Genomic DNA, 19,790 nt, shown 5'->3' with positions numbered 1-19,790 from the left:
TCAAGGAGACGGCTGAGCCGATCGCGCGGAACTTCTGCAACCAGTCTAGGTCAGTCTTCCAAGATGGGTTCGTAGCTGTCCTCGTCCGAGTGCAGAATGCCCCTCCATGACGAACATCGCATCAGTACTCAAGTCGGAAATCTCTCGCATCGCTCGTAAGGAGATCCGCGCCGAAATCGACGGCCTGAAGAAGGCGAACGCCCAGTGCCGCACCGCCATCGCCCAGTTGCGGCGGCAGGTCTCGGAACTGGACAAGAAACTCAAGCAGGCCGGCCGCGTTGCCCAGGCGTCTTCTCGCGCAGCAGAGCGCCAGGCCAGCGACACCTCGCGTCGATTCAGTGCTGCCAGACTGGCGGCGCATCGCGCCAAACTGGGATTGTCTGCCGCCGCCTACGGCAAGCTCGTGGGCATGAGCGGCGCCACGATCTACCTCTGGGAGCAAGGCAAGTCGCGGCCTAACGCCGAACAACTGCTTCGACTTGTGGAGGCCCGGTCCCTGAGCAGGAGCACAGCACTTCAGAAAATCGCCGGCTAACCCACGCCACCGATTGCTCGACCGGCGCATCGCGCGTTCGATCCGCCCTCGCTTACCAGAACTTCCAGAACGGCCGCCGGTTCACCGGATGCTCTAAAGGGGCCCCGATGGTCGTGCCGCTTCCAAAGCGCCGTCTTACCTCTCGCTCATGCTCGTGGGCGGGACCGCGCGAATCGGCATGCCCCCGCAACGCCAGCAACCGAAGTTGGTGAGCTCTGTCGAGCAGATCCTCGTCTGACAGTTGTGCGGGTTCGGTCATCATGTCAATCACATTGTGCCGCAGGCGACCTTCACTCTCTTCGAGCGGCTGAAGGGCGTCTGCTTTGAAAGGTGGCCGCCCTCCTCCACCCTCTTCTCGGCGATCGCCGCCATGGATTGGGGTCCATAAGCGCGCCTTATCGCGCCGCGTGATTCCCTGCCCCCTCCCCATGGCCGGTGCACTCCGCCGCACGAGCTTCGGAGAGGATTTGGCCAACGACCGTGGTGGCGGGCATAGCACTTTGTCGAAATCGCGCGTTCGAATGACGCGCTCCCTTCCTGTCTGAGGCGGAAATATGCGTCCCAAGGCGAGACGCTCCGGACTCTCGTGCCCGAACCAGGCTGCCAGTCAAACCGGTTCCTGGCGGCCACGCACACTCTGGCCAGTTCCTAGTAGGGGCGAATGCCTTCAAAGGACCTCTGCAGCAGCTCTCGGATCTCGGCGCGGTGCGCGGGTCCTATGGGGCGTGGATTCCAGTACGGATTGCCGACGGCGATCTCGGCTGCGGTCGAGGTCGCCCGCCTGCATGCCGATCTCGCGCAGTGCCACCGGCGCACCGTTGGCTTGCGCGAGGTCGAACATTCCCGACGCGGCGCTTGCCTTCGCTGGACGCCGAGTGCCCGCTCGATCCGCTGCATGGCCTGCGGTGCAGCCGCGGCATTGAAGGCGATCGCCTGCGGCAGGACCACTGTGTGCACTTCCGCATGCGGCAGGTTGAAACTGCCGCCCAGCGTGTGGCAGAGCTTGTGGTGCAGCGCCATGCCGACGTTGCCCAGCACCGTGCCGCAGAGCCACGCGCCGTAGAGCGCATCGCTGCGTCCAGCCAGGTCGCGCGGCTGCCGCCGCACGAGCGGGAGCGCCTGCGCCAGTGCGCGGATGCCCTCTTCGGCCATCAGGTCCATGATCGGATTGCTGTCCTCTGCATAGAGCCCCTCGGCGGCATGCGCGATGGCATTCATGCCGCTGGTGACGCTGAGCCCGACGGGTAGGGCGACGCTCAGCTCGGGGTCGTAGATCACGGTGCGCGGAAGCACCCGCGGATCGCGGCCCGTCTTCTTGAGGCCTGCGTCTGTGATGCCGTAGATCGGCGTCATCTCGCTGCCGGCGTAGGTCGTCGGGACGGCCAGCACCGGCAATCCGGACTCCAGCGCAATGGCCTTGCCCAGGCCGACGGTCGAGCCGCCGCCGATGGCAATGGCGCAATCGGCATCGAGTCGGCGGGCCTCCTCGCGGGCCTCGCGGGCGGTTTCGATCGGCACGTGCATCACGGCACGCGCGAAGACGCCCGCGGCGCGCGCCCCGAGGCGATCGGCCACCATCGTGGCCTGGCCCGCCTGGCCGGGCGTCGACAGCACCAGCGCGCGCTTCGACCCCAAGAGGTCGATCTCGCGTTCCAGATGGGCGAGCGAGCCTTCGCGTCCTGCCTCGACATCAAGGCCGTGCTGCTGCGTGACGCGTGACTACTCGGCACGAATGTGCCGGGCGCGGATCACCTCTGCCCAGCGATGCTGCTCCGATTGCCATAGCGCTTCGAACGAGCCGGGATCGGTGAATGCCGGTTCGGTGGCAGTCTTCTGGAAGAACTGCTTCATCTCGGGGCTCTGGACCGCCTTTGCGAGCACGTGGTTCAGCTGCTTCACAAGGCCGGCTGGCATGCGCGGCGGGCCCGCCAATCCCATCCAGAAATCGGCCGGCGCATCGAAGATCTTGTCCTCGACGAGCGACGGCACGTCCGGCAGCAAGGGCGAACGCTTTGCGGAAACGATCCCCAGTGGCGTGAGACGGCCGGACTGGATCCACGGCATCGAGGTGCTGATCTCGCCGAACAGAAGCTGCACCTCGTTGCCGACCGCTGCCTGCAGCATCGCCGCGCCACCCTTATAGGGGACGTGAACGATGTCCATGCCGGTTCGCAGCTTGACCAGTTCCATCACGAGGTGCGGATTGCTGCCGATGCCCGTGGAGCTGTAGTTCAGCTTCCCTGGCCGCTGCTTGGCGTAGCTCACCAGGCCTTCAAAATCACGAACCGGCACCGACTTGTTCACCAGCAGAACGGCCGATGTCCGCAGGAACTGGCCGATGGCCGTGAAGTCCTTTGCGCCATCGAAAGGCGGCTTGTCCAGCATCAGCGGCGCAGTGATCTGTGCCGACGGCAGGGACAGCAGCAAGGTATAGCCGTCGGGCGGCGACTGCAACACGTTGGCTGTGCCCAGTGTTCCTGCGGCGCCTGCGCGGTTGTCCACCACGACCGGCTGACCCAGTTCCTCGCGCAAACGCTCGGCGATGGCGCGCCCGGCCAGGTCCGCCGGACCGCCCGGCGGCACGGGAACGACCAGGCGGATCGGCCGAGAGGGATAGGCGTCCCGAGATTGCGCCAGTGCGAGAGCCGGGAGCGAGGCCATCGCTGCGAGCAGCCGGCGACGCGCAAGCGATGGCCGCGGCAAGGCGGCCGGGCCGTGGACGCCGCGCAGCGTCTTCATTGTGGATTCCGTCCGATGAAGAAGGCCTCGTCGGGATCCGAGGTTGGCGCGAGACCGGCGGCCTCGAGACCGCGCCGCAGGACCGCCATGTCGCGACCATGCAGTCGCGGCGTCGGCTGCGGGATCGGGCCGCCGTTGTAGCCCTGGAGCCAGGCCTGGTACTTCCAGATCGTCCGGTTGATGAGACCGCCCATCGCCATCGGGACAGTGCCGAACGCCTTGCGCGCCGGGTCGACCTGGTACCAGGCCTGTGTGGCTTCATCGAACTTGCCGGCCTGGATCAGCTTGTGAACGCGGGGCAGCCACGGTCCGTAGTAGGCCGAGTAGTTGGTGCCGCAGAAAGGAATGGGGATCACCTGCGCCAGTGGCACGAATTCGTATTCCAGCGGCGAGGAAATCACGACCTCCTTGTGGAACTCGCGATGCACCTCGATGGCCGACATGATGTGCGGCATGCCGCCTTCAGCCTTGATCGACACCACGTTCGGGCAGTCGTCCACGAGACGGCGCAGCAGCGGCAGCGGAATGTCCGCGGGGTGCAGCCGTCCGAATCCCCAGGCCGGGACCGGAAACAGGATCACACCGAGCCGGGTCGAGTCGCAGAACGCCTTGGTGTAGGCGTAGACGTCGTCAAGCGACTTCGGATGAAAGAACGGCGGATAGCCCAGCAGGACGAGGTCCGCGCCCGCTTCCTCGGCCAGCTTCACCGCCTCGATGCTCTCTTCGAGCGAGTTGAACACGGCATGGTGGATCACCATGATGCGGCCTGCGGCTTGCTCCACCATGGCCCGCGTGAATTCCGCGTACTGCGCCACGGTGATCGCGTGCTCCGAGCAGGCGAGCGTGCCGACGAAGCCGTGGCCGATCGCGGTCTCGACGTCGTGCCGTGCGGCCTTCGTGTTGATGCGCTTGAAGTCGGAGGTCATGGTCGGAATCGTCACGTTCGCGACGCCGTTCATGTGCTCACGCGCCCATTCGCGCGCTTCGTTGCGGTGGTATCGGGCCATCAGGTACTCCTTGGGGTGTGTCAGGGATTGCGCATCAGCGCTTGGATTCGAAATGGATGGGAAGCGTTGTGGCCAAGCCGGCCTCCAACGCCTTGCGTACGATGAGTTCGGCGACGACGATGTCCTGGAGGCCGCCGCCGACCGACTTGAACATGCGGATGTCGGCCGAACGCACACGTTCGTCGCAAGCGCCGCTCACCAGGTCATTGAGGCTGAACGACTTGTCCCGGAACGCCAGGCCTGCCGCCTTGGCAGCGATCATGTCGCCGGTCTCGGTCAGCACTTCTTCCAGGCTGTCGCAGACGATCAGGTCGCTGCGTTCGACGACGCTGGCGTCGATCTCTCGCTGCTGGGGAATGGTCGAGCCGATGGAGACGACCGTGGCGCGGGGCTTCAGCCAGGAGCCGAAAAGGATCGGCTTCTCCCCCTGGGAACGCGCAGCCGCCAGCACGATGTCGGCGCCATCCACGGCCGCCTCTGCATTGATCGCCGCGCGTGCAGGCACCCCGAGGTCGCGCGTGAGGGCCTGCGCGAAGGCGTCCCGGCGCTCCGGAGTCGGGCTGTACACCACCACTTCGGTCAGGGCGCGTACCGCCGCGAAAGCCCTCGCGTGATGGGAGGCTTCCAGGCCGCTGCCGAGCACCGCAAGGCGGGCCGGCGTGGCAGGCGCCAGTCCGTCCAGCGCGAGCGCCGACGTCGCCGCCGTGCGGAAGGCCGTGATGGCGTTGGCGTCCAGGAAGGCCGCGATGCGGCTCGTCTCCCGATCGAACAGCACGATCACATACTCGATGCCGGCGGCCACGCCCTGCACGCCCGCAGCCATCAACTTGGCTCCGAAGTAGCGGCCCGCCGGCGGAAAGGCCGGCAGCGTGCGAAGCCACGCCTTGCCCACGGTGGCAACCGTTCGAGGCGGCGTCGCCCCCGCCTGCTCGGGCAGGCGGTACGAGGCGCGCAGGGATTCGATGGCCTCGTTCCAGGTGAACACCTGGCGGGCAGCTTCGCCGGACACGAATACGGGACTGTCTGGATGTGTGCTCATGGTTTGTGTTTCAGTGGTCTGTCAGGCGAACGAAGGATGAAGGCCGTCCCAGCACAGGTACTTCAGTTCGAGAAACTCCTCGATGCCGTAGTGCGAACCTTCCCGGCCCAGGCCGCTTTGCTTGATGCCGCCAAAGGGGGCCAGCTCGTTGGAGATCAGGCCCGTGTTGATGCCGACCATGCCCGATTCGATCGCTTCGGCCGCGCGCCAGATGCGCGCCGCGTCCTTGCTGAATAGATAGGAAGCGAGCCCGAACTCGGTGTCGTTGGCCATCGCGATGGCATCTTCGTCGCGCTCGAAGCGCACGAGCGGCATCACGGGGCCGAAGGTCTCTTCCACCGCAACGGCCATGCCGGCCGCAACATCCGCCAGCACGGTGGGCTCATAGAAGCAACCGCCGAGCGCGTGGCGCCGGCCGCCAGCCAACACGCGCGCACCGCCGGCCACGGCGTTGTCGACGTGTTGCTCGACCTTGCTCACCGCGCCGGCGTCGATCATCGGGCCGATCTGCACACCGGGCTCCAGGCCGTTGCCGACCTTGAGTTGCTTCACGCGCTCTGCCAGCCGCGCGGCCAGCACATCGTAGATGCCAGCCTGGACCATCACGCGGTTGGCGGCGATGCACGACTGGCCGGTGTTGCGGAACTTTGCGACAAGGATGCCCTCGACGGCGGTGTCGATGTCGGCGTCATCGAACACGATGCAGGGCGCGTTGCCGCCCAGTTCCATCGAGCACTTCTTGATCGTCGAAGCTGACTGCTGCAACAGAACCCGGCCGACTTCGGTCGAACCAGTGAAGGTCACCTTGCGTACCAAGGGGTGCGAGGTCAATACGCCCCCGATGGCCCGCGTGTCGCTACCCGTGACGACGTTGAAGATGCCAGGGGGAATGCCCGCGCGCAGCGCGAGCTCACCGAGGGCCAGTGCGGTGAGCGGCGTCTGGCTCGCCGGCTTGACCACCATCGCGCACCCGGCGGCGAGCGCCGGACCGGCCTTGCGCGTGATCATGGCTGCCGGGAAGTTCCACGGCGTGATGGCCGCGCACACGCCGATCGGCTGCTTGAGCGTGACGATGCGCTGCGTCTCCCGGGGTGCCGGGATCACGTCGCCGCGCACGCGCTTGGCTTCCTCGGCGAACCACTGCACGAAGCCGGCGGCGTAGTCGATCTCGCCGAGTGCTTCGCTCAGGGGCTTTCCCTCTTCCAGCGTGATCAGCCTCGCAAGGTCTTCCCTGTTCTCGACGATCAAGGACCACCAGCGGCTCAGCACCTGCGAACGGTGCCTGGCCGTGGTCTGGCGCCACGCGCGAAAGGCCTTGTCGGCCGCCACGATGGCGCGCGTGGTCTCCTCTTCCTTGCAGCGCGGCAGTTTGGCGAGAACCTCGCCCGTGGCGGGGTTGCGCAGCTCCGCATGACCATGGGCTGTCTCGGTAATCCATTGCCCATCGATCAAGGCCGCTTCGCGCAGCAGATCGGGGTTTTTGAGAAGGTGGCGAGTCACGGCACTCCTTTGGGGTTCTCGTCCATGCGACCGGGCCTCGATTCGACCGCTCCGGACGGAAAGTCGACCTAGTCTTATTTCGATACGGGCCGTATTGTATAACTGCACGACGAACAAAAAGATCAAGGGAAAACCCGCCCCGGAAGGGGCTTTTCCTCCTTGAGTGAGTGATCGTTCATACGCCCTCCAGCGTTCGGGTTTGCCCCCATATCGAAACGATGCGATCAACTTACCATGAACATTAGTGAGACTAGTCGTATCGTATTTAAACGCGAGCGATTCCTTCAACAAGGGGACACCATGGACAGATCGATCGATGGCCTGAAAGGCCGCACCTCTCTCGTGCTCGGCCACTGCGCCGGCATGATCGACATCGTTGCGCTGCCCGTGTGGGTGGGCATCGTGCTGATCGGGCAGTTCGGCCTGGATCCGCAGCGCGCAGGCTCGCTGGTCACGCTCTTCCTGGCCGCGGTCGTCATATGCAGCCTGTTCGTTTCCCCGCGCGTCGGTCGCATTCGCGGAGCGATCGCGGTCCCTGCAGCCTTCGGCGTCGCCTCGGCGGCTTTCTTCGCGTTGTCCACCACGAAGGACTATGGAGCGATGGCAATGCTGCACTTCATCGGCGGCCTGGCCGTCGGATGCGGTCTGTCGATCACCCACTCGACCATCGGCGCCAGCGCGAATCCTCACCGGCTGATCGCCATCGCCTTCACCGCGCTGAGCGTGCTGTCGTTTGGCTTCCTGGGTGGTGTTCCGCAGCTCGTGAGCTTGAAGGGCGGGGCCGTCCTGTTCGTCGTGCTCGGCTCGATCATGCTCGCGGCCGCCCTGGCCGCAGCCATCGGCTTTCCCGCGCGGGCGAGCACGCCTTCGCTGGCCCACAAACCGGCCGTGCGCACGCCGCTGGCCCGCGGCGTCTGGTTCGCCATGGTCGGCACCAGCTTGATGACGCTGAGCCACTCGATGATGCTCAGCTACATGGAGCGCATCGGCGACGCGCACGGCTTCAGCAAGCAGATGGTGATGAGCGTGCTGCTCGCCGTAGGCGTCGTGAACCTGTTCCCAGGCGTGCTCGCCGCGGTGTTCGAGCGCAAGTTGTCCTCGCAGGCCGTGATGGTTGCCGGCCCCCTGCTGCAGGTCGTTCTGGGCCTGACGCTCACCCAGTCATCCCAGTTCGGCCCCTATGCCTTCGCGGCCGCGATCTTCCCGGCGGTGATGATCTTCACCCACACGTTCGTGTTCGCCTTCCTCGCTCGCAACGACGCCTCCACGCGCGCGGTTGCAGCAACGCCCGTCATCACGATGACCGGCTCCGCCCTGGGCCCGATCGTCGGCGGTGTGGTGGCCCAGAGCCTGGGCTACTCGAGCATCGGCTGGGCCGTGGCGGTGGTGGCGACGATCGGTGCGTTGTGCTTCCTGCAGGCCGGCCGGGGAACGGCGCGCGACGTGTCTGCTGCGGAAGCGGCCGCCACATGAGCGACACCGCCGGTCGCGCAGCACCTTCTTCTCATTTCCTCACTGAAAGTTGACCTCATGAACATCATCGGCCCCGACGAGCTCATCTTCGGCGTCACCGACGCCGCCGCCGCCGAACAATTCATTGCCGACTACGGCCTCCTGCCTCGGGGGCAAGGCCGTTTCGAGGCCCTTGACGGCACGGCCGTCATCATCAAGGCGGCCGACGATCCTTCCCTGCCCCCAAAGACCCTGGATACGGCGAACATGCTGCGAAAGACGGTCTACGGCGTCGCCGACGAAGAGGCGCTTCGCGCGATCGCCGAGGAACTTGGGCGCGACCGCGAGGTGAAGCGTCTGCCTGATGGCTCCCTCGAATGCATCGATGACGTCAGCTTCGTCCTGGGCTTCAAGGTGTCCGATCGACGGCCTGTCAACCTGCCCGCGGAGCGGGTGAATGCACCCGGCGACCTGAACCGGCCAGTCAACACGCCCGTCTCGCCCTCGTCGGGGCCCGGCCAACAACCGCGCCCGCGCACCCTGTCCCACGTCGTCTACTTCGTTCCCGATGTTGAGCGGGCCGAAGCCTTCTACACCCGGCGACTGGGCTTTCGCGTGAGCGACCGCTTCATCGGCATGGGCCCCTTCCTGCGACCTGCCGGGACGATCGAGCATCACACCCTCTTCATGATCAAGACGCCGCCCCACATGCAGGGTTGCGAGCATTTCACTTTCCACATGGGCGGTCCGGGCGAACTCCTGACGGCGGGCTGGAACCTGGCGCACAAGGGCTATCAGTCGTACTGGGGGCCAGGTCGCCACCGCTTCGGCTCCAACTGGTTCTGGTACTTCAACTCCCCGCTGGGCTGCCACATCGAGTACGACGCCGACATGGATCTTCACGACGACCAGTGGGTCCCGCGCGAAGTGCCCGCCGAGACCGACATGTCGCAGATCTTCCTCTTCGACTGGCGGGAGAAGTGGGCACCGGGCGGCCCGCCGCCCAAGGCTGAGTAGGTATGCCCGCGCGGCCTCTTTGCCACATCGACGGGTTGGAGGAAGGTTCCGCCCGGGGCTTCGCGCTCGATCACCAGGGCCGGGACTCCTTGTTCCTTGTGAGGCACGAGGGGTCGGTCTACGGCTGGCGCAATGACTGCCCGCACTGGCCCGGCAGCCCGATGGCGTGGCGGCGCGACGGCTATTTGAATCGCGACGCCAGCCGCATCGTCTGCAGCGGGCACGGCGCAGAGTTCGAGATCACGACGGGTCGCTGCACACTGGGCCCCTGCCTGGGCAGTTCGCTCTCGCCCGTGGAGCTGGAGATCGACGCGCGCGGGTGGATTCTTGCCGCGATCGATGTCGACACCCCCGTCTCGCCGCGGGACTGAGCATCAAGCTCCCTGGCGCAGATCAGGCGGTCTTGCGTCGCTGCGCCGGCGGCGCGACGGTCCCCGCCTGCGGCGGCACCAGCATCTGCATGACCGCGGCGCAATGCGTGTCCGCGAACTTCTTGTCCAACGGAAGGTGCCTCACGAGGAGCCGGAAATAGATAGGCGCGTAGAGCATGTCCATCTGCAGCTCGGCGTCCATGTCGCTCCGGATCTCGCCGAGCCGGCGCGCATCTTCGAGCACCTCCCGCACGACCGCGCGCCGCCCGTACCAGAAGCGCTCGCGGAACTCGCGCAACACCTCCGGATCGCCTTGTCCCTCGGCCAGGACCTGCGCCACGACTCGCCCCGACCAGCCGCTGTACTCGTCGATCAGCAGGTGGATGTGGCGGATCAGCGCCTCGCGCGGGCTGCCGACCCGCGGCATTGGCGTGTGGCTGAGGTGCGTGTGCAGGAACGCCTCGATGACCACCGCGGCCTTCGAGTTCCACCAGCGGTAGATCGTGGCCTTGCCTACCCCTGCTTCGCGAGCGATCGACTCGATCGAGATCTGCTGCAGCGGAGTCGTTCCCAGCAACTTGAGAGTCGCGTCCAGGATGGCGACGCGCGAGGCATCGCTGCGCGCACGTCCGGGCGAACGCGGAGGCGGGGCCCCAACTCCCGCCGTTTCGGGGCGGGCAGATGAGCGGCTGGAGGAACGGGTGCCGGTCTTGGCGGCCGTTCCTTTGGGAGAAGTCTTGGTAGGCAAGGTAGTGCGTAATCTAGAACGACACGTTCATTATCTGGGACTCACCTGCCTGACACCATATCTGTGACGGGCGATGCCCTTTGACGTTGCCGGGTACGGCCCTCGGTGCATTCAGAAGGCCATGAGGTCACGGGCCACTTTCACCGGACCCTTGTAGTGCTTTCGAACCCCGTCGACGAAGAGCGACTCCGGTTCTTCGCGGCCGGGGATCAGGTGAGTCAGGACAAGTTCCTTGACCCCGGCAGCCTGGGCCAGCCGCCCGACGTCCTCAGCGGTCGTGTGCTCCTGGACCATGTGCTGGTAAAGCCCCTCGGCAAGCTGCGGCGGAAGCTCCTGCTTCAGCAGTCGTTGAATGGAGGGCAGGTCGACCACTTCGTGCAAGAGCAGGTCCGCGCCGCGCGCGAAATCCACCATCGCCGCACATTGGCCCGTATCACCGCTGAAGACGATGGTCTTGTCAGGCGTCTGGATCCGGAAGGCATAGGACTTGTCGTCGCTGCGTGCGCCGCCCGCGGAAGCCGCATGGAAGTGGCAGTTCTCCACGGCCGTGACCGTGACGAGGTCATCCTTGAACACGAGCCCGGGGCCGACGATGTCGTGTGCCTTGAACATGTCGTTGGGGCGGCGCAGCCCCTTGGCGTCCGCCATGCGGATGCGCGCATTGGGCGCAAAGTACTGCAGGAAGCCCTGCAGCATGGATTCGGTGCCGGCGGGTCCCCAGACGTGAATGTCTCCGCGCCGGCCCGTGCTCCATGCCAACCCCATGACCGTGCCCCAATCGGCGTTGTGGTCGTCATGGTTGTGGGTGATGAAGATGTGCTCGACCTTGCGAAGGTCCAATCCGGCAGCCAGCAACTGCCGGCCGACGCCATTGCCGGCATCGACGAGATACACACGATCTCGAACGACCAGCGCATTGGCGGGTTGGGAACGCTCCAGCGACAAGACCGGCCCGCCCGCTGTGCCAAGTGTGACGACACGCGTTTGGGCACCCGCAAGCGCGCTGGTCAAGGCAAGAGTGGCGGCGACGAAGAGGGAAACGGGTCTTTTCATACGGAGATCAGAAAACGAAGGAAGGGGCAGGACGCTTGCAGGGGTCTGGGGGAACTTACGCCCTCTCGGCAAAGACGGCGAGCGACGACGTCGCACTCGCGATGAGGCGGGTGCCCTCCGCGTCGTAGAGCCTGGCATGGGCGAAGGCAACTTGCCGCCCCACCTTGTCCACGCCCGCCACGGCCACGAAATCGCCCTGCGTTCCGGCCGCCTGCATGTTCACCGTCAGGCTGATGGTCGCGCAGGTCAGTCCTGGCTTCAGACGCGACAGCACCGACATCGCCATGGCCAGATCGAGCATGCTGGCGAGCGTGCCGCCTCCGACGACACCATTGCCCTGGGTGGCCGACTGCGGTGCGGTAAATCGCATGACGATCTCGTCATTGGCCCGCCTTTCCACCAGCGTGGCCGACAAGCTGGCCAAAGCCGGGTTGATGTCCAGGACGACGTTCCTGCGACCGGAGGCGACGGCGTCGGCCACGAACGCCCGGGTGGGGTTGTCCGCCTCTGGCATCGAAATCACTTTGGAGGACATCTCGCGCACGCCCCTGCTCAATGGGCCAGCAATGCGGCGCGCGCGTGGTCGGGCGTGGCAAGCTCATAGCCAAGATCCTCGATGATCCTCGCCGCCTTGGTGACCAGATCGGCGTTGTCGCGCGCCAGCTTGCCCGGTGCGACATAGAGGTTGTCCTCGAGCCCCACGCGCACGTGTCCCCCGAGGATGGCCGCAATGGCAACCATGGGGAACTGGTCGGGACCGATGCCGAATGCGCTCCATGTCGAGCCGGTGGGCAACAATCGCTGCATTTCCGCGACCACGCCCGGCGTGGCCGGCGCTCCCCATGGCACCGACATGCAGAGCTGGAAGTAGGCGTTCTTGGGAATGGCGCCGGTCGCGATCAGATGACTGGCGAGGCGCGCGTGACCCAAGTCGAAGACCTCCAGTTCCATGGTCACGCCGCTCGCCTGGATGGCCGTGGCCATCTCGCGCAGGTGGTTGGCCGGATTCACGAAGACGGCGTCTCCGAAGCTCATGGTGGCGACGTCGAGGCTGCAGATGTCGGGCTTGAGCTTCACGACGTGCGCCACCCGTTCCTGCGGCGTCATGAGTTCGGCGTCGGCGATCGGCGCGATGCGGAATGGCGCGTCCGTGGGCACCGTCAGCATCGTGCCGGGACCGGTCGTGAGGTTGATCAGGACATCGCAGCGTGAAGCGCGAATCCGGTGCACGACCTCCTCGTAGTACGCGAACTTCGTCGAGGACTTGCCCGTTTCAGGATCCCGGACGTGGATGTGGACGATCGATGCACCTGCGCGCGCCGCGTCGATGGCCTGGTCGGCGATCTCGCGCGGTGAAGCGGGCACCGCGGGATTCTTGGCCCGGGTGTCGCCGGCGCCGGTGACCGCGCAGGAAATGATGACGGGAAGACGCTTGCTCATGATGTTCCAAGGTTGCGAGTGGAGATGAATGGGCCGCCGCGCGGGGCGGCCTTCGGGAGGAGGAAATGGGCCAGCGCGGGCAGCAGCACGAGCGCGCCAAGCATGTTCCAGAGGAACATGAATGCGAGGAGCACGCCCATGTCGGCCTGGAACTTGATCGGGCTTCCGACCCACGTCACGACGCCCACCGCGAGCGTCAGTCCCGTGAGCATCACGACCTTGCCCGTGAAGAGCAGCGCCCGGTAGTAGGCCTCGGAGAGGGTCTTGCCTTCCCGCAGCTGGGCCAGCGTGACCGAGAGGATGTAGAGGGCATAGTCCACGCCGATTCCCACGCCCAGGGCGATCACCGGCAGCGTCGATACCTTGACGCCGATCCCCAGGCCCACCATCAGCGCCTCGGCCAGGATGGACGTCAGCACCAGAGGCAAAACCGCGACGACCACCGCCCGCCAGGAACGGAAGGTGACGAAGCAGAGCACGACGACCGCGCCGTAGACCAGGAAGAGCATCCGGCGCCATGCATCCTTCACGACGATGTTCGTGGCCGCCTCGATGCCTGCATTGCCCGCGGCGAGAAGGAAGCGCACGTCGGCGGTATCGTTCTGCAACGCGAAGGCCTCCACGTGCTCGCGCACCCGCGCCAGCGTGTCCGCCCGGTGGTCCCGAAGGAAGACGTACATCGTCAGCAGGTTGCAGGCGTCGTTGTAGAGGCCTCGCGGGGCCCCGGCAGTCACCGTGTTGAGCATGTCCTGGTTCGGAAGGAACTCAAACCACTTCGGATTGCCTTCGTTGAGGCCGATGAGTACGCGCCGGTTCAGCAAGGCCAGGGTGTTCGTGCTCTCCACGCCGGGCAATTGGCGCAGCTGCCACTCCAGTGCGTCGACCTTGTTCAAGGTCGCATAGGACGAGCATTCGCCATCCGGCGTCTTCACCATGACCGCGAGCACGTCGCTCGACGCGCCATAGGCTTGGTTCATGAATGCGACGTCACGGTTGTAGCGGCTGCCGGGCCGCAGTTCGGGCGCACCGGGGTCGAGATCGCCGATGCGAAGCTGGCTGCCGGCCAGCAGTCCCGCCGCACCCAGCACTGCAGCGACTGCGACGGCCAAGGTCGCGAAGCGTCCTTGCGTAAACAGGTCGAGAAAGGCCCACAACCGGCTCTTCGAGCCCGCCGCATGCTCGGCCCGCAGGCTGCGCTGCGCGGCCTGCGCGCTCACGCCGGTGTAGCTCAGCAGGACTGGCAACAGGATGAGATTGGTGAAGATCAGGACACCGACGCCGAGGCTCGCGGCAATCGCCAGCTCTCGAATGGCCTGGATGTCGATGACCAGCAGGACGGCAAACCCCACGACGTCAGCCAGCAGTGCAGTCAGCCCGGCAAGAAACAGGCGCCGGAACGTCAACCTCGCGGCCACCTGCTTGTCGATGCCCCGGCCGATGTCCTGCATGATGCCGTTCATCTTCTGGGCGCCATGGCTCATCCCGATGGCGAAGACGAGAAACGGAACCAGGATCGAGTACGGATCGAGCGCGAATCCGAGCAAAGGCAGCAAGCCCAATCCCCAGAGGACCGCCACCAGGGAAGCGAAGAGAACCAGCGTGGTCGAACGCGCGCACCGCGTGTACCAGAACACCATCGCCGCGGCGATCAGCACGGCGATGCTGAAGAACAGCAGGACGGAGCGCACGCCCTCGATCAGGTCACCGACGATCTTCGCGAATCCGGTGACATGGATGGTGACGCCCTCCCCTTCGTATTTCTGGCGAAGCGACTCGAGCCGTTCGGCCAGGACGCCGTAGTCCAACGGCTGCCCCTTCGCGTCCTTCGCGAGCAGCGGGACGTAGATCACGCTGGAACGGGCGTCCACCGCGACCAGCTGGCCGATCTCGCCGGAGCGGGCGATGTTGGCCTGCAGCATGCCAAGACTGCGGGCCGAACCGTCGTAGCCGTCCGGGATGACGGGGCCGCCTTCGAGTCCATCCTCCGTCACGCCCACCCACCGCGTGGTGGGGGTCCACAGCGATTTCATCTGGTTGCGCGCGACGCCGGGAACCAGAAAGACCTCGTCACTCAGGCGCCGTACCGTGTCGAGATAGGGTGCCTCGTAGATGGTGCCCTTGGGATTCGCGATGGCGATGCGCACGGCGTTTCCGAGTCCGCTCAGGTCCGCCTGGAACCGGAGATAGTTCTGGATGTAAGGATGGTGGACCGGGATCGTCTTTTCGAAGCTGGCATTGAGCTGCAGCCTCGTGGCCTGCCAGCCCAGCACGAGCGTCACGACGACACAAAGCCACACGATCACTCCGCGGTGATTGAAGATGGCCCGCTCGAGCAAGGATCCGGTGGCCCGGTCGAATTCAGCGCTCGCGAGAGGAGCGGCGCTCGCCGTAGGGTGCATGGGAAGGCTCAGTTCGATTTGTTGATGGAAACGAGGTGCACGCCTTCGACGCTGAGCGCGAGAAGCGCCTGCCCGCTCACGGGGACCACGCCCGTCAGGGGCGGCAGCGGGGGAACTTGCAGGGCTGCGAGCGAGTCGCCGGCGCCCGCCAGCAACTGCCCGGCCTGACTGGCGAGCACGTAGCCGCCATCGGGACGCAAGGCCGATCCCGTGATCGCTGCCGGCGAAGGGACTCGCACCTGGTGCCAGCTCCCGCCCGCATCGGTGGAATGCCAGACATTTCCCCGCATGCCCGCAAGGACGATCTCTTTCGGGCCAGGCAGTTCGAGCGCGAAGAAGCTGCCCTGGTAAGGCACCGCCACCCGGTGAAAGCTGGCTCCGGCATCGTCCGACCACAGGAGCAGCCCTTGCTCACCCGCGATGGCCACCGCGCGGCCGCGGCGCCGGGCCGCATACAGATGGAGATTCCCCGGGTTGTCGAGCTGGCCTGAGCGCAGGGACCAGGTCTTGCCACCATCGATCGTGTTCAGGGCCAGGCCGAACGCTCCTGCGACGAACACCTCCGAGGGACTCGCAACGATCAGATCCAGCAAGGGCTTGTCGGGGCCGTCCGCGACCAGTCTCTGCGCAGCCTTCTGCAGATTGGCGTCCGAGCCACGCATCGCATCCTGCTGGACCAAAGCTGCGATGGCTCGCCCATCCAGTCGGTGCGCCCATGTCGATCCACCGTCCTCGGTGGCGAGGACCGTCCCGCCATGCCCGGTCGCGAACCCGTGACGATCATCCGCGAACGCGACAGCGGTGAGCGTGACGCTGACAGGCACCTGCGCCTGCTTCCAGCTGCGGCCGGCGTCGTCCGACAGGACAACGAGTCCGCGCTCGCCAACGGCGACCCAGCGCGCGCCCGCGAGCGCTGCTCCGAGAAACACAGAACGCGAAGGCGACTGGACCGCCACCGCCGGTCGGTCCAAGGCAGAGCCCACCGGCGCGGCCCACGCCGTTCCGAAGCTGGCGAGTGTTGCAAGTAGAGCGCGTCGATGCATCGAATCCGGGTCTCCGTGGTCGTTGGTCTTGACCGTCTTACGAGACGGTTCGTATCGTTGCCTATCGTAGGCGGACGGACGCAACCAGTCAATGGTGATGCGAAGCTTTCTGCACACCTGCCCTAGGGGTAAATACCGACGAATACAAATCAAATCGAGACGTACAGTTTCATAAGCAAAACAGCCGTTATTGGAGTCAAAGTGAAGCTCGGAAGATTTCTGGTTCAAGGCCTCGACGGCCTCGTCCACCGCATTTGCCTCGTGCAGCCTGAACAGTCGCGCGTCATCGATCTGCGTGCCGCGGAAGTTCTCCGCCAACAAGCCCGCGGCGCCAGCCGGGAGGCTGCACTTCGCTATGCCTCGACCGTCTTTCCCGAAAGCATGTCCGCGGCGATCGCGCTCGGGGAGGAGTTCCTGGAGACGGCAACGGAGGCCGCCCACCGGTTTGGCGACGACGCCTCCCTCCCCTTTGAAGGCCTGCGCTGGGCCGCGGCCTGCGATCCGTCGATCGTGCGTGACGGTCTCACCTTCGTGAAGCACATCCGCCAGTTCCACGAGCGCATGAAGCTGACGCCGGCGCCCGCCCTGCTGCAGGTGCCTGGCTACTTCAAGGGCTCGCCCTGGACCGTGATCGGGCACGACGCCGAAGTGCCGTGGCCCGCGCGCGCCGAGAAGATGGACTACGAACTGGAGATCGGATGGGTTGTGGGCCGCACGGCTCACAACATCACGCCCGATACCGCCCGTTCGCATCTGTTCGGCGTCACGATCTTCAACGACTTCTCGGCCCGCGATCTGCAGGCCAACGAGTTCGCGATCGGCATGGGCCCCACCAAGAGCAAGGACTTCGCCTACGGGATCGGTCCGTGGATCACGACCATCGACGAGTTCCCGCGGCTGGACAACATCCGGATGGCCGTGCGGGTCAACAACGAAACCTGGGGCGAAGGCGATTCCTCGGAACTGCTTTGGAGCGTCGAGGAACTGATTGCGTACGTGTCGCTCGGTGACCATGTTCAGCCTGGTGACGTGATCGGCTCCGGCACCATGGGCAACGGGTCGGCACTCGAGTTGGGGCGCAGCTTGAACCCCGGTGATGTCGTGGAGCTCGAAGTCTCCGGCGTCGGCGTCCTGCGCAACCGCATGGGCCAGCGCGAGACAGGTACGTGGTGGCCGGCGCCGCGCAAGCCCTTCATGTGAGCGACTGCAAATGAAGTTCTCTCTTGGAACCTTCTCCAGGGATGGCAGCGACAAGTTCGCCGCCATCTGCTTCGACGAGCGCGTGATCGCTCTGCGCGAAGTTCACGGACAAGCTGTACGCGGCGGGGCGACCTGGGCCGAAGGCGCGAGCGTCCTCGACCTTCTCCAGTCCTGGGATCGCCATCTGCCGCAGCTGCTCGCACTGGCCCAGGAGCTCGGCGCGCAGCCCGATGCCGGCGTGGCCATGAGCAGCTTGCGTGTGCATCCTCCCGTGGACCTTCCGCGCCAGGTGCTCTGTACGGGAGCCAACTATCGCAAGCACGTGGTCGACCTGACCCTGGACATGGGCGTGGGTCCGGAGGGTCTCCAGGGCGAAGCATTGCGACAGTGGGCCGAAGACATGATGGATGAGCGGGCAGCCAAGGGCGAGCCCTACGTGTTCCCCAAGCTGCCGTCCGCGATCACCGGCGCCTTCGACCCGGTCGTGCTGCCGGCCACGACGCAGAAGTCGGACTGGGAGCTGGAGCTGGCCGTGATCATCGGGCGGCCGGCGCGCAATGTCCGACGCGAAGAGGCCCTGGACTACGTCGCAGGCTATTCGATCGTGAACGACGTTTCCGCGCGGGACCTGATCGCCCGTACCGACTACAAGATGCTGGGAACGGACTGGCTGCGGTCGAAATCTCCGCCGAGCTTCATGCCCTTCGGCCCCGTGCTCGTGCCCGCCTGCTTCGTCGACGACCCGCAGGACTTGCGCATCACGTTGAAGCTGAACGGCCAGACGATGCAGGACGAGACCTCGGCCGACATGCTGTTTGATGTGGCACGGCAGATCGAATACATCAGCTCGCATGTGCAGCTTTGGCCAGGAGACCTCATCGCCACGGGATCGCCCGCCGGCAACGGCACTCACTACAACCGCTTTCTGCGCGATGGCGACGTGATGGATGCGGAGATCGAAGGCTTGGGCAGGCAGCGCAACGCCTGCATTGCCGAGCCCGGCGCCCACTGATGGCCGGGGAAATCACAAGGAGACACTGAATGACGAACACGAAACGCGTCCTGGTCGTCGGAAGCGGCATCGGTGGTGCGACCGCCGCATACGCCTTGCGCAGGATCGGCATGGATGTGCATTGCATCGACACCAAGCCCGAGACCCCGACTGCCGGTGCGGGAATCTGCCTGCTGCACAACACCATGCGAGCTCTCGGCACCATTGGCCTCGCCGAACCATGCCTGGACAGCGGCCTAGCCTTCCAGGTGTTCAAGCAGCATGACGCCACTGGCAAGCTGCTGATGTCCAATCCCGCACCGCCCGGCTGCGGCATGCGCCGGCCGGAACTCGCACGCATCCTTGAAGGAGCGGCGGAGTCCGCAGGTGCCGTGCTCGAAAAGTCCATGACGGTCAGCGACCTCATCGATCGCGGCGAGAAGGTTGAAGTGACACTTTCCGACGGCCGCGAGGAAATCTACGACCTCGTCGTGGCCGCGGATGGCGCGTACTCCGGGCTTCGCGACAGGGTCTTCGGAAAAGAGCACGCGGTCCGGTTTGCGGGCCAGAGCGCCTGGCGATTCAATGCTCCGCGGCCGAGCGAGGTGGATGGCTTCTGCCTCTACCGCTCCGCGGACGGAAAGCGCACCGTCGGGGCACTGCCGACCTCGAAGGAAACTTGCTACCTGTTCTTTCTCGAGAGCAGTGCCGAGCACCTGCACATGCCCGACGACCAACTGCACCTGCTGCTGCATGAAAGACTCGAAGCGTTCAGTGCACCGGTGATCCGGGATGCGCTGGCCCAGGTGACAGGACCCGCGCAGGTGACCTTCCGCCCCTTCGACATCACGCTGGTTCCGGCCCCATGGCATCGCGGCCGTGTGCTGCTGCTTGGCGATGCCGCGCACTCCCCCACGCCGCAGATGACCTCGGGCGGTGGCATGGCGATCGAGGATGCGGTGGTTCTCGCCGAGTGCATCGCCGCGCAGCCGACCATCCCCGACGCCTTGCAGGCCCATTCGAAGAGGCGCTTCGATCGCGTGAAGACGGTGTGCGACGCCTCCCTGCAGCTTTGCAGATACGAGCAGGATCCCATTCCCGATCCGCAGCGCTCCGCGGCCCTGCTACTGCAGACCTACCAGTTCCTGGGCCAGCCCATGTGAATCGCCGCGGGTAGCAAGCAAGCCTCTCTGTCCTGCGCGAGGTGCGTCGCACGCACCCGAGGGGGGCCCCTGCGCCCAAAGCCTTGATAACAA

Annotated in this window: 17 protein-coding genes and 1 pseudogene; 7 read left to right on the top strand and 11 right to left on the bottom strand. The window is 65.6% G+C overall.

The features are described from left to right. Positions 1-106: 106 nt before the first annotated feature. Positions 107-535, top strand: coding sequence for a helix-turn-helix domain-containing protein (locus tag BLW05_RS31995; protein ID WP_093168380.1), 429 nt, complete (start codon positions 107-109; stop codon positions 533-535). 648 nt (positions 536-1,183) lie between these two features. Here BLW05_RS31995 and BLW05_RS31990 read toward each other — a convergent pair. From BLW05_RS31990 to BLW05_RS31970, 5 genes and pseudogenes are all read right to left on the bottom strand, one after another. Further along, positions 1,184-2,206 (bottom strand): annotated as a pseudogene (locus tag BLW05_RS31990) (maleylacetate reductase); the annotation flags it as partial. Between the two features lie 48 nt (positions 2,207-2,254). Next, the gene (locus tag BLW05_RS31985; RefSeq protein ID WP_093168377.1) at positions 2,255-3,274 is read right to left on the bottom strand and encodes a Bug family tripartite tricarboxylate transporter substrate binding protein; all 1,020 of its coding nucleotides are present in this window, start codon (positions 3,272-3,274) and stop codon (positions 2,255-2,257) included. Beyond that, positions 3,271-4,281 carry a dihydrodipicolinate synthase family protein gene (locus BLW05_RS31980; RefSeq protein ID WP_093168375.1) on the bottom strand — a complete coding sequence of 337 codons (1,011 nt, stop codon included), beginning with the start codon at positions 4,279-4,281 and terminating at the stop codon, positions 3,271-3,273. Before BLW05_RS31980 ends, BLW05_RS31985 begins: the two co-directional genes overlap by 4 nt. Before the next feature lie 34 nt (positions 4,282-4,315). Beyond that, on the bottom strand, positions 4,316-5,320 hold the full coding sequence (locus BLW05_RS31975; RefSeq protein WP_093168373.1) for an ornithine cyclodeaminase family protein: 1,005 nt from the start codon (positions 5,318-5,320) through the stop codon (positions 4,316-4,318). A 21-nt stretch (positions 5,321-5,341) separates the two neighbouring features. Further along, entirely contained in the window at positions 5,342-6,820 is a 1,479-nt protein-coding gene (locus tag BLW05_RS31970; protein WP_093168371.1) for an NAD-dependent succinate-semialdehyde dehydrogenase, read from the bottom strand. A 300-nt stretch (positions 6,821-7,120) separates the two neighbouring features. Here BLW05_RS31970 and BLW05_RS31965 point away from each other — a divergent pair, with 300 nt between their 5' ends. Genes BLW05_RS31965 through BLW05_RS31955 form a run of 3 tightly spaced genes read left to right on the top strand, consistent with a single transcriptional unit; the run spans position 7,121 to position 9,660 of the window. Then, on the top strand, positions 7,121-8,293 hold the full coding sequence (locus tag BLW05_RS31965; protein ID WP_256330592.1) for an MFS transporter: 1,173 nt from the start codon (positions 7,121-7,123) through the stop codon (positions 8,291-8,293). Positions 8,294-8,350: 57 nt separating this feature from the next. Further along, a complete protein-coding gene (locus BLW05_RS31960; RefSeq protein ID WP_093168370.1) occupies positions 8,351-9,289 on the top strand; it encodes a VOC family protein in 939 nt (312 codons plus the stop codon). A 2-nt stretch (positions 9,290-9,291) separates the two neighbouring features. After that, a complete protein-coding gene (locus tag BLW05_RS31955; RefSeq protein ID WP_093168368.1) occupies positions 9,292-9,660 on the top strand; it encodes a Rieske (2Fe-2S) protein in 369 nt (122 codons plus the stop codon). A 22-nt stretch (positions 9,661-9,682) separates the two neighbouring features. Here BLW05_RS31955 and BLW05_RS31950 read toward each other — a convergent pair whose 3' ends face one another. The 6 genes from BLW05_RS31950 to BLW05_RS31925 form a co-directional block, all read right to left on the bottom strand. Then, positions 9,683-10,258, bottom strand: coding sequence for a TetR/AcrR family transcriptional regulator (locus BLW05_RS31950; protein WP_256330594.1), 576 nt, complete (start codon positions 10,256-10,258; stop codon positions 9,683-9,685). A gap of 261 nt (positions 10,259-10,519) precedes the next feature. Beyond that, positions 10,520-11,461: an MBL fold metallo-hydrolase gene (locus BLW05_RS31945; RefSeq protein WP_093168365.1), complete on the bottom strand. Its 942-nt coding sequence runs from the start codon at positions 11,459-11,461 to the stop codon at positions 10,520-10,522. 55 nt (positions 11,462-11,516) lie between these two features. Further along, a complete protein-coding gene (locus BLW05_RS31940; protein WP_256330593.1) occupies positions 11,517-11,996 on the bottom strand; it encodes a PaaI family thioesterase in 480 nt (159 codons plus the stop codon). Positions 11,997-12,013: 17 nt separating this feature from the next. Further along, positions 12,014-12,901: a beta-keto acid cleavage family enzyme gene (locus BLW05_RS31935; protein WP_093168363.1), complete on the bottom strand. Its 888-nt coding sequence runs from the start codon at positions 12,899-12,901 to the stop codon at positions 12,014-12,016. After that, positions 12,898-15,300 carry an efflux RND transporter permease subunit gene (locus BLW05_RS31930; protein ID WP_093168362.1) on the bottom strand — a complete coding sequence of 801 codons (2,403 nt, stop codon included), beginning with the start codon at positions 15,298-15,300 and terminating at the stop codon, positions 12,898-12,900. Before BLW05_RS31930 ends, BLW05_RS31935 begins: the two co-directional genes overlap by 4 nt. A gap of 8 nt (positions 15,301-15,308) precedes the next feature. Next, positions 15,309-16,664, bottom strand: coding sequence for a YCF48-related protein (locus tag BLW05_RS31925; protein ID WP_256330591.1), 1,356 nt, complete (start codon positions 16,662-16,664; stop codon positions 15,309-15,311). A gap of 60 nt (positions 16,665-16,724) precedes the next feature. Here BLW05_RS31925 and BLW05_RS31920 point away from each other — a divergent pair, with 60 nt between their 5' ends. The 3 genes from BLW05_RS31920 to BLW05_RS31910 are packed head-to-tail and all read left to right on the top strand — an operon-like array spanning position 16,725 to position 19,697. Next, positions 16,725-17,543, top strand: a complete 819-nt coding sequence (locus BLW05_RS31920; protein ID WP_256330590.1) for a fumarylacetoacetate hydrolase family protein — start codon at positions 16,725-16,727, stop codon at positions 17,541-17,543. Positions 17,544-17,553: 10 nt separating this feature from the next. Next, positions 17,554-18,555, top strand: coding sequence for a fumarylacetoacetate hydrolase family protein (locus tag BLW05_RS31915; protein WP_093168358.1), 1,002 nt, complete (start codon positions 17,554-17,556; stop codon positions 18,553-18,555). Between the two features lie 29 nt (positions 18,556-18,584). Next, positions 18,585-19,697 carry an FAD-dependent monooxygenase gene (locus tag BLW05_RS31910; protein ID WP_093168356.1) on the top strand — a complete coding sequence of 371 codons (1,113 nt, stop codon included), beginning with the start codon at positions 18,585-18,587 and terminating at the stop codon, positions 19,695-19,697. The last annotated feature ends 93 nt before the right edge of the window (positions 19,698-19,790 follow it).

The organism is Variovorax sp. YR216, from assembly GCF_900107745.1.
Lineage (GTDB): Bacteria > Pseudomonadota > Gammaproteobacteria > Burkholderiales > Burkholderiaceae_C > Variovorax.
This window is presented reverse-complemented; position numbering and strand designations above follow the sequence as displayed.

Coding starts and splice junctions, on each gene's coding strand:
- BLW05_RS31930 (WP_093168362.1), bottom strand. CDS start 15,300: ATGCACCCTACGGCGAGCGCCGCTCCTCTCGCGAGCGCTGAATTCGAC.
- BLW05_RS31980 (WP_093168375.1), bottom strand. CDS start 4,281: ATGGCCCGATACCACCGCAACGAAGCGCGCGAATGGGCGCGTGAGCAC.
- BLW05_RS31985 (WP_093168377.1), bottom strand. CDS start 3,274: ATGAAGACGCTGCGCGGCGTCCACGGCCCGGCCGCCTTGCCGCGGCCA.
- BLW05_RS31960 (WP_093168370.1), top strand. CDS start 8,351: ATGAACATCATCGGCCCCGACGAGCTCATCTTCGGCGTCACCGACGCC.
- BLW05_RS31910 (WP_093168356.1), top strand. CDS start 18,585: ATGACGAACACGAAACGCGTCCTGGTCGTCGGAAGCGGCATCGGTGGT.
- BLW05_RS31975 (WP_093168373.1), bottom strand. CDS start 5,320: ATGAGCACACATCCAGACAGTCCCGTATTCGTGTCCGGCGAAGCTGCC.
- BLW05_RS31945 (WP_093168365.1), bottom strand. CDS start 11,461: ATGAAAAGACCCGTTTCCCTCTTCGTCGCCGCCACTCTTGCCTTGACC.
- BLW05_RS31920 (WP_256330590.1), top strand. CDS start 16,725: ATGTCCGCGGCGATCGCGCTCGGGGAGGAGTTCCTGGAGACGGCAACG.
- BLW05_RS31995 (WP_093168380.1), top strand. CDS start 107: ATGACGAACATCGCATCAGTACTCAAGTCGGAAATCTCTCGCATCGCT.
- BLW05_RS31955 (WP_093168368.1), top strand. CDS start 9,292: ATGCCCGCGCGGCCTCTTTGCCACATCGACGGGTTGGAGGAAGGTTCC.
- BLW05_RS31935 (WP_093168363.1), bottom strand. CDS start 12,901: ATGAGCAAGCGTCTTCCCGTCATCATTTCCTGCGCGGTCACCGGCGCC.
- BLW05_RS31965 (WP_256330592.1), top strand. CDS start 7,121: ATGGACAGATCGATCGATGGCCTGAAAGGCCGCACCTCTCTCGTGCTC.
- BLW05_RS31940 (WP_256330593.1), bottom strand. CDS start 11,996: ATGTCCTCCAAAGTGATTTCGATGCCAGAGGCGGACAACCCCACCCGG.
- BLW05_RS31915 (WP_093168358.1), top strand. CDS start 17,554: ATGAAGTTCTCTCTTGGAACCTTCTCCAGGGATGGCAGCGACAAGTTC.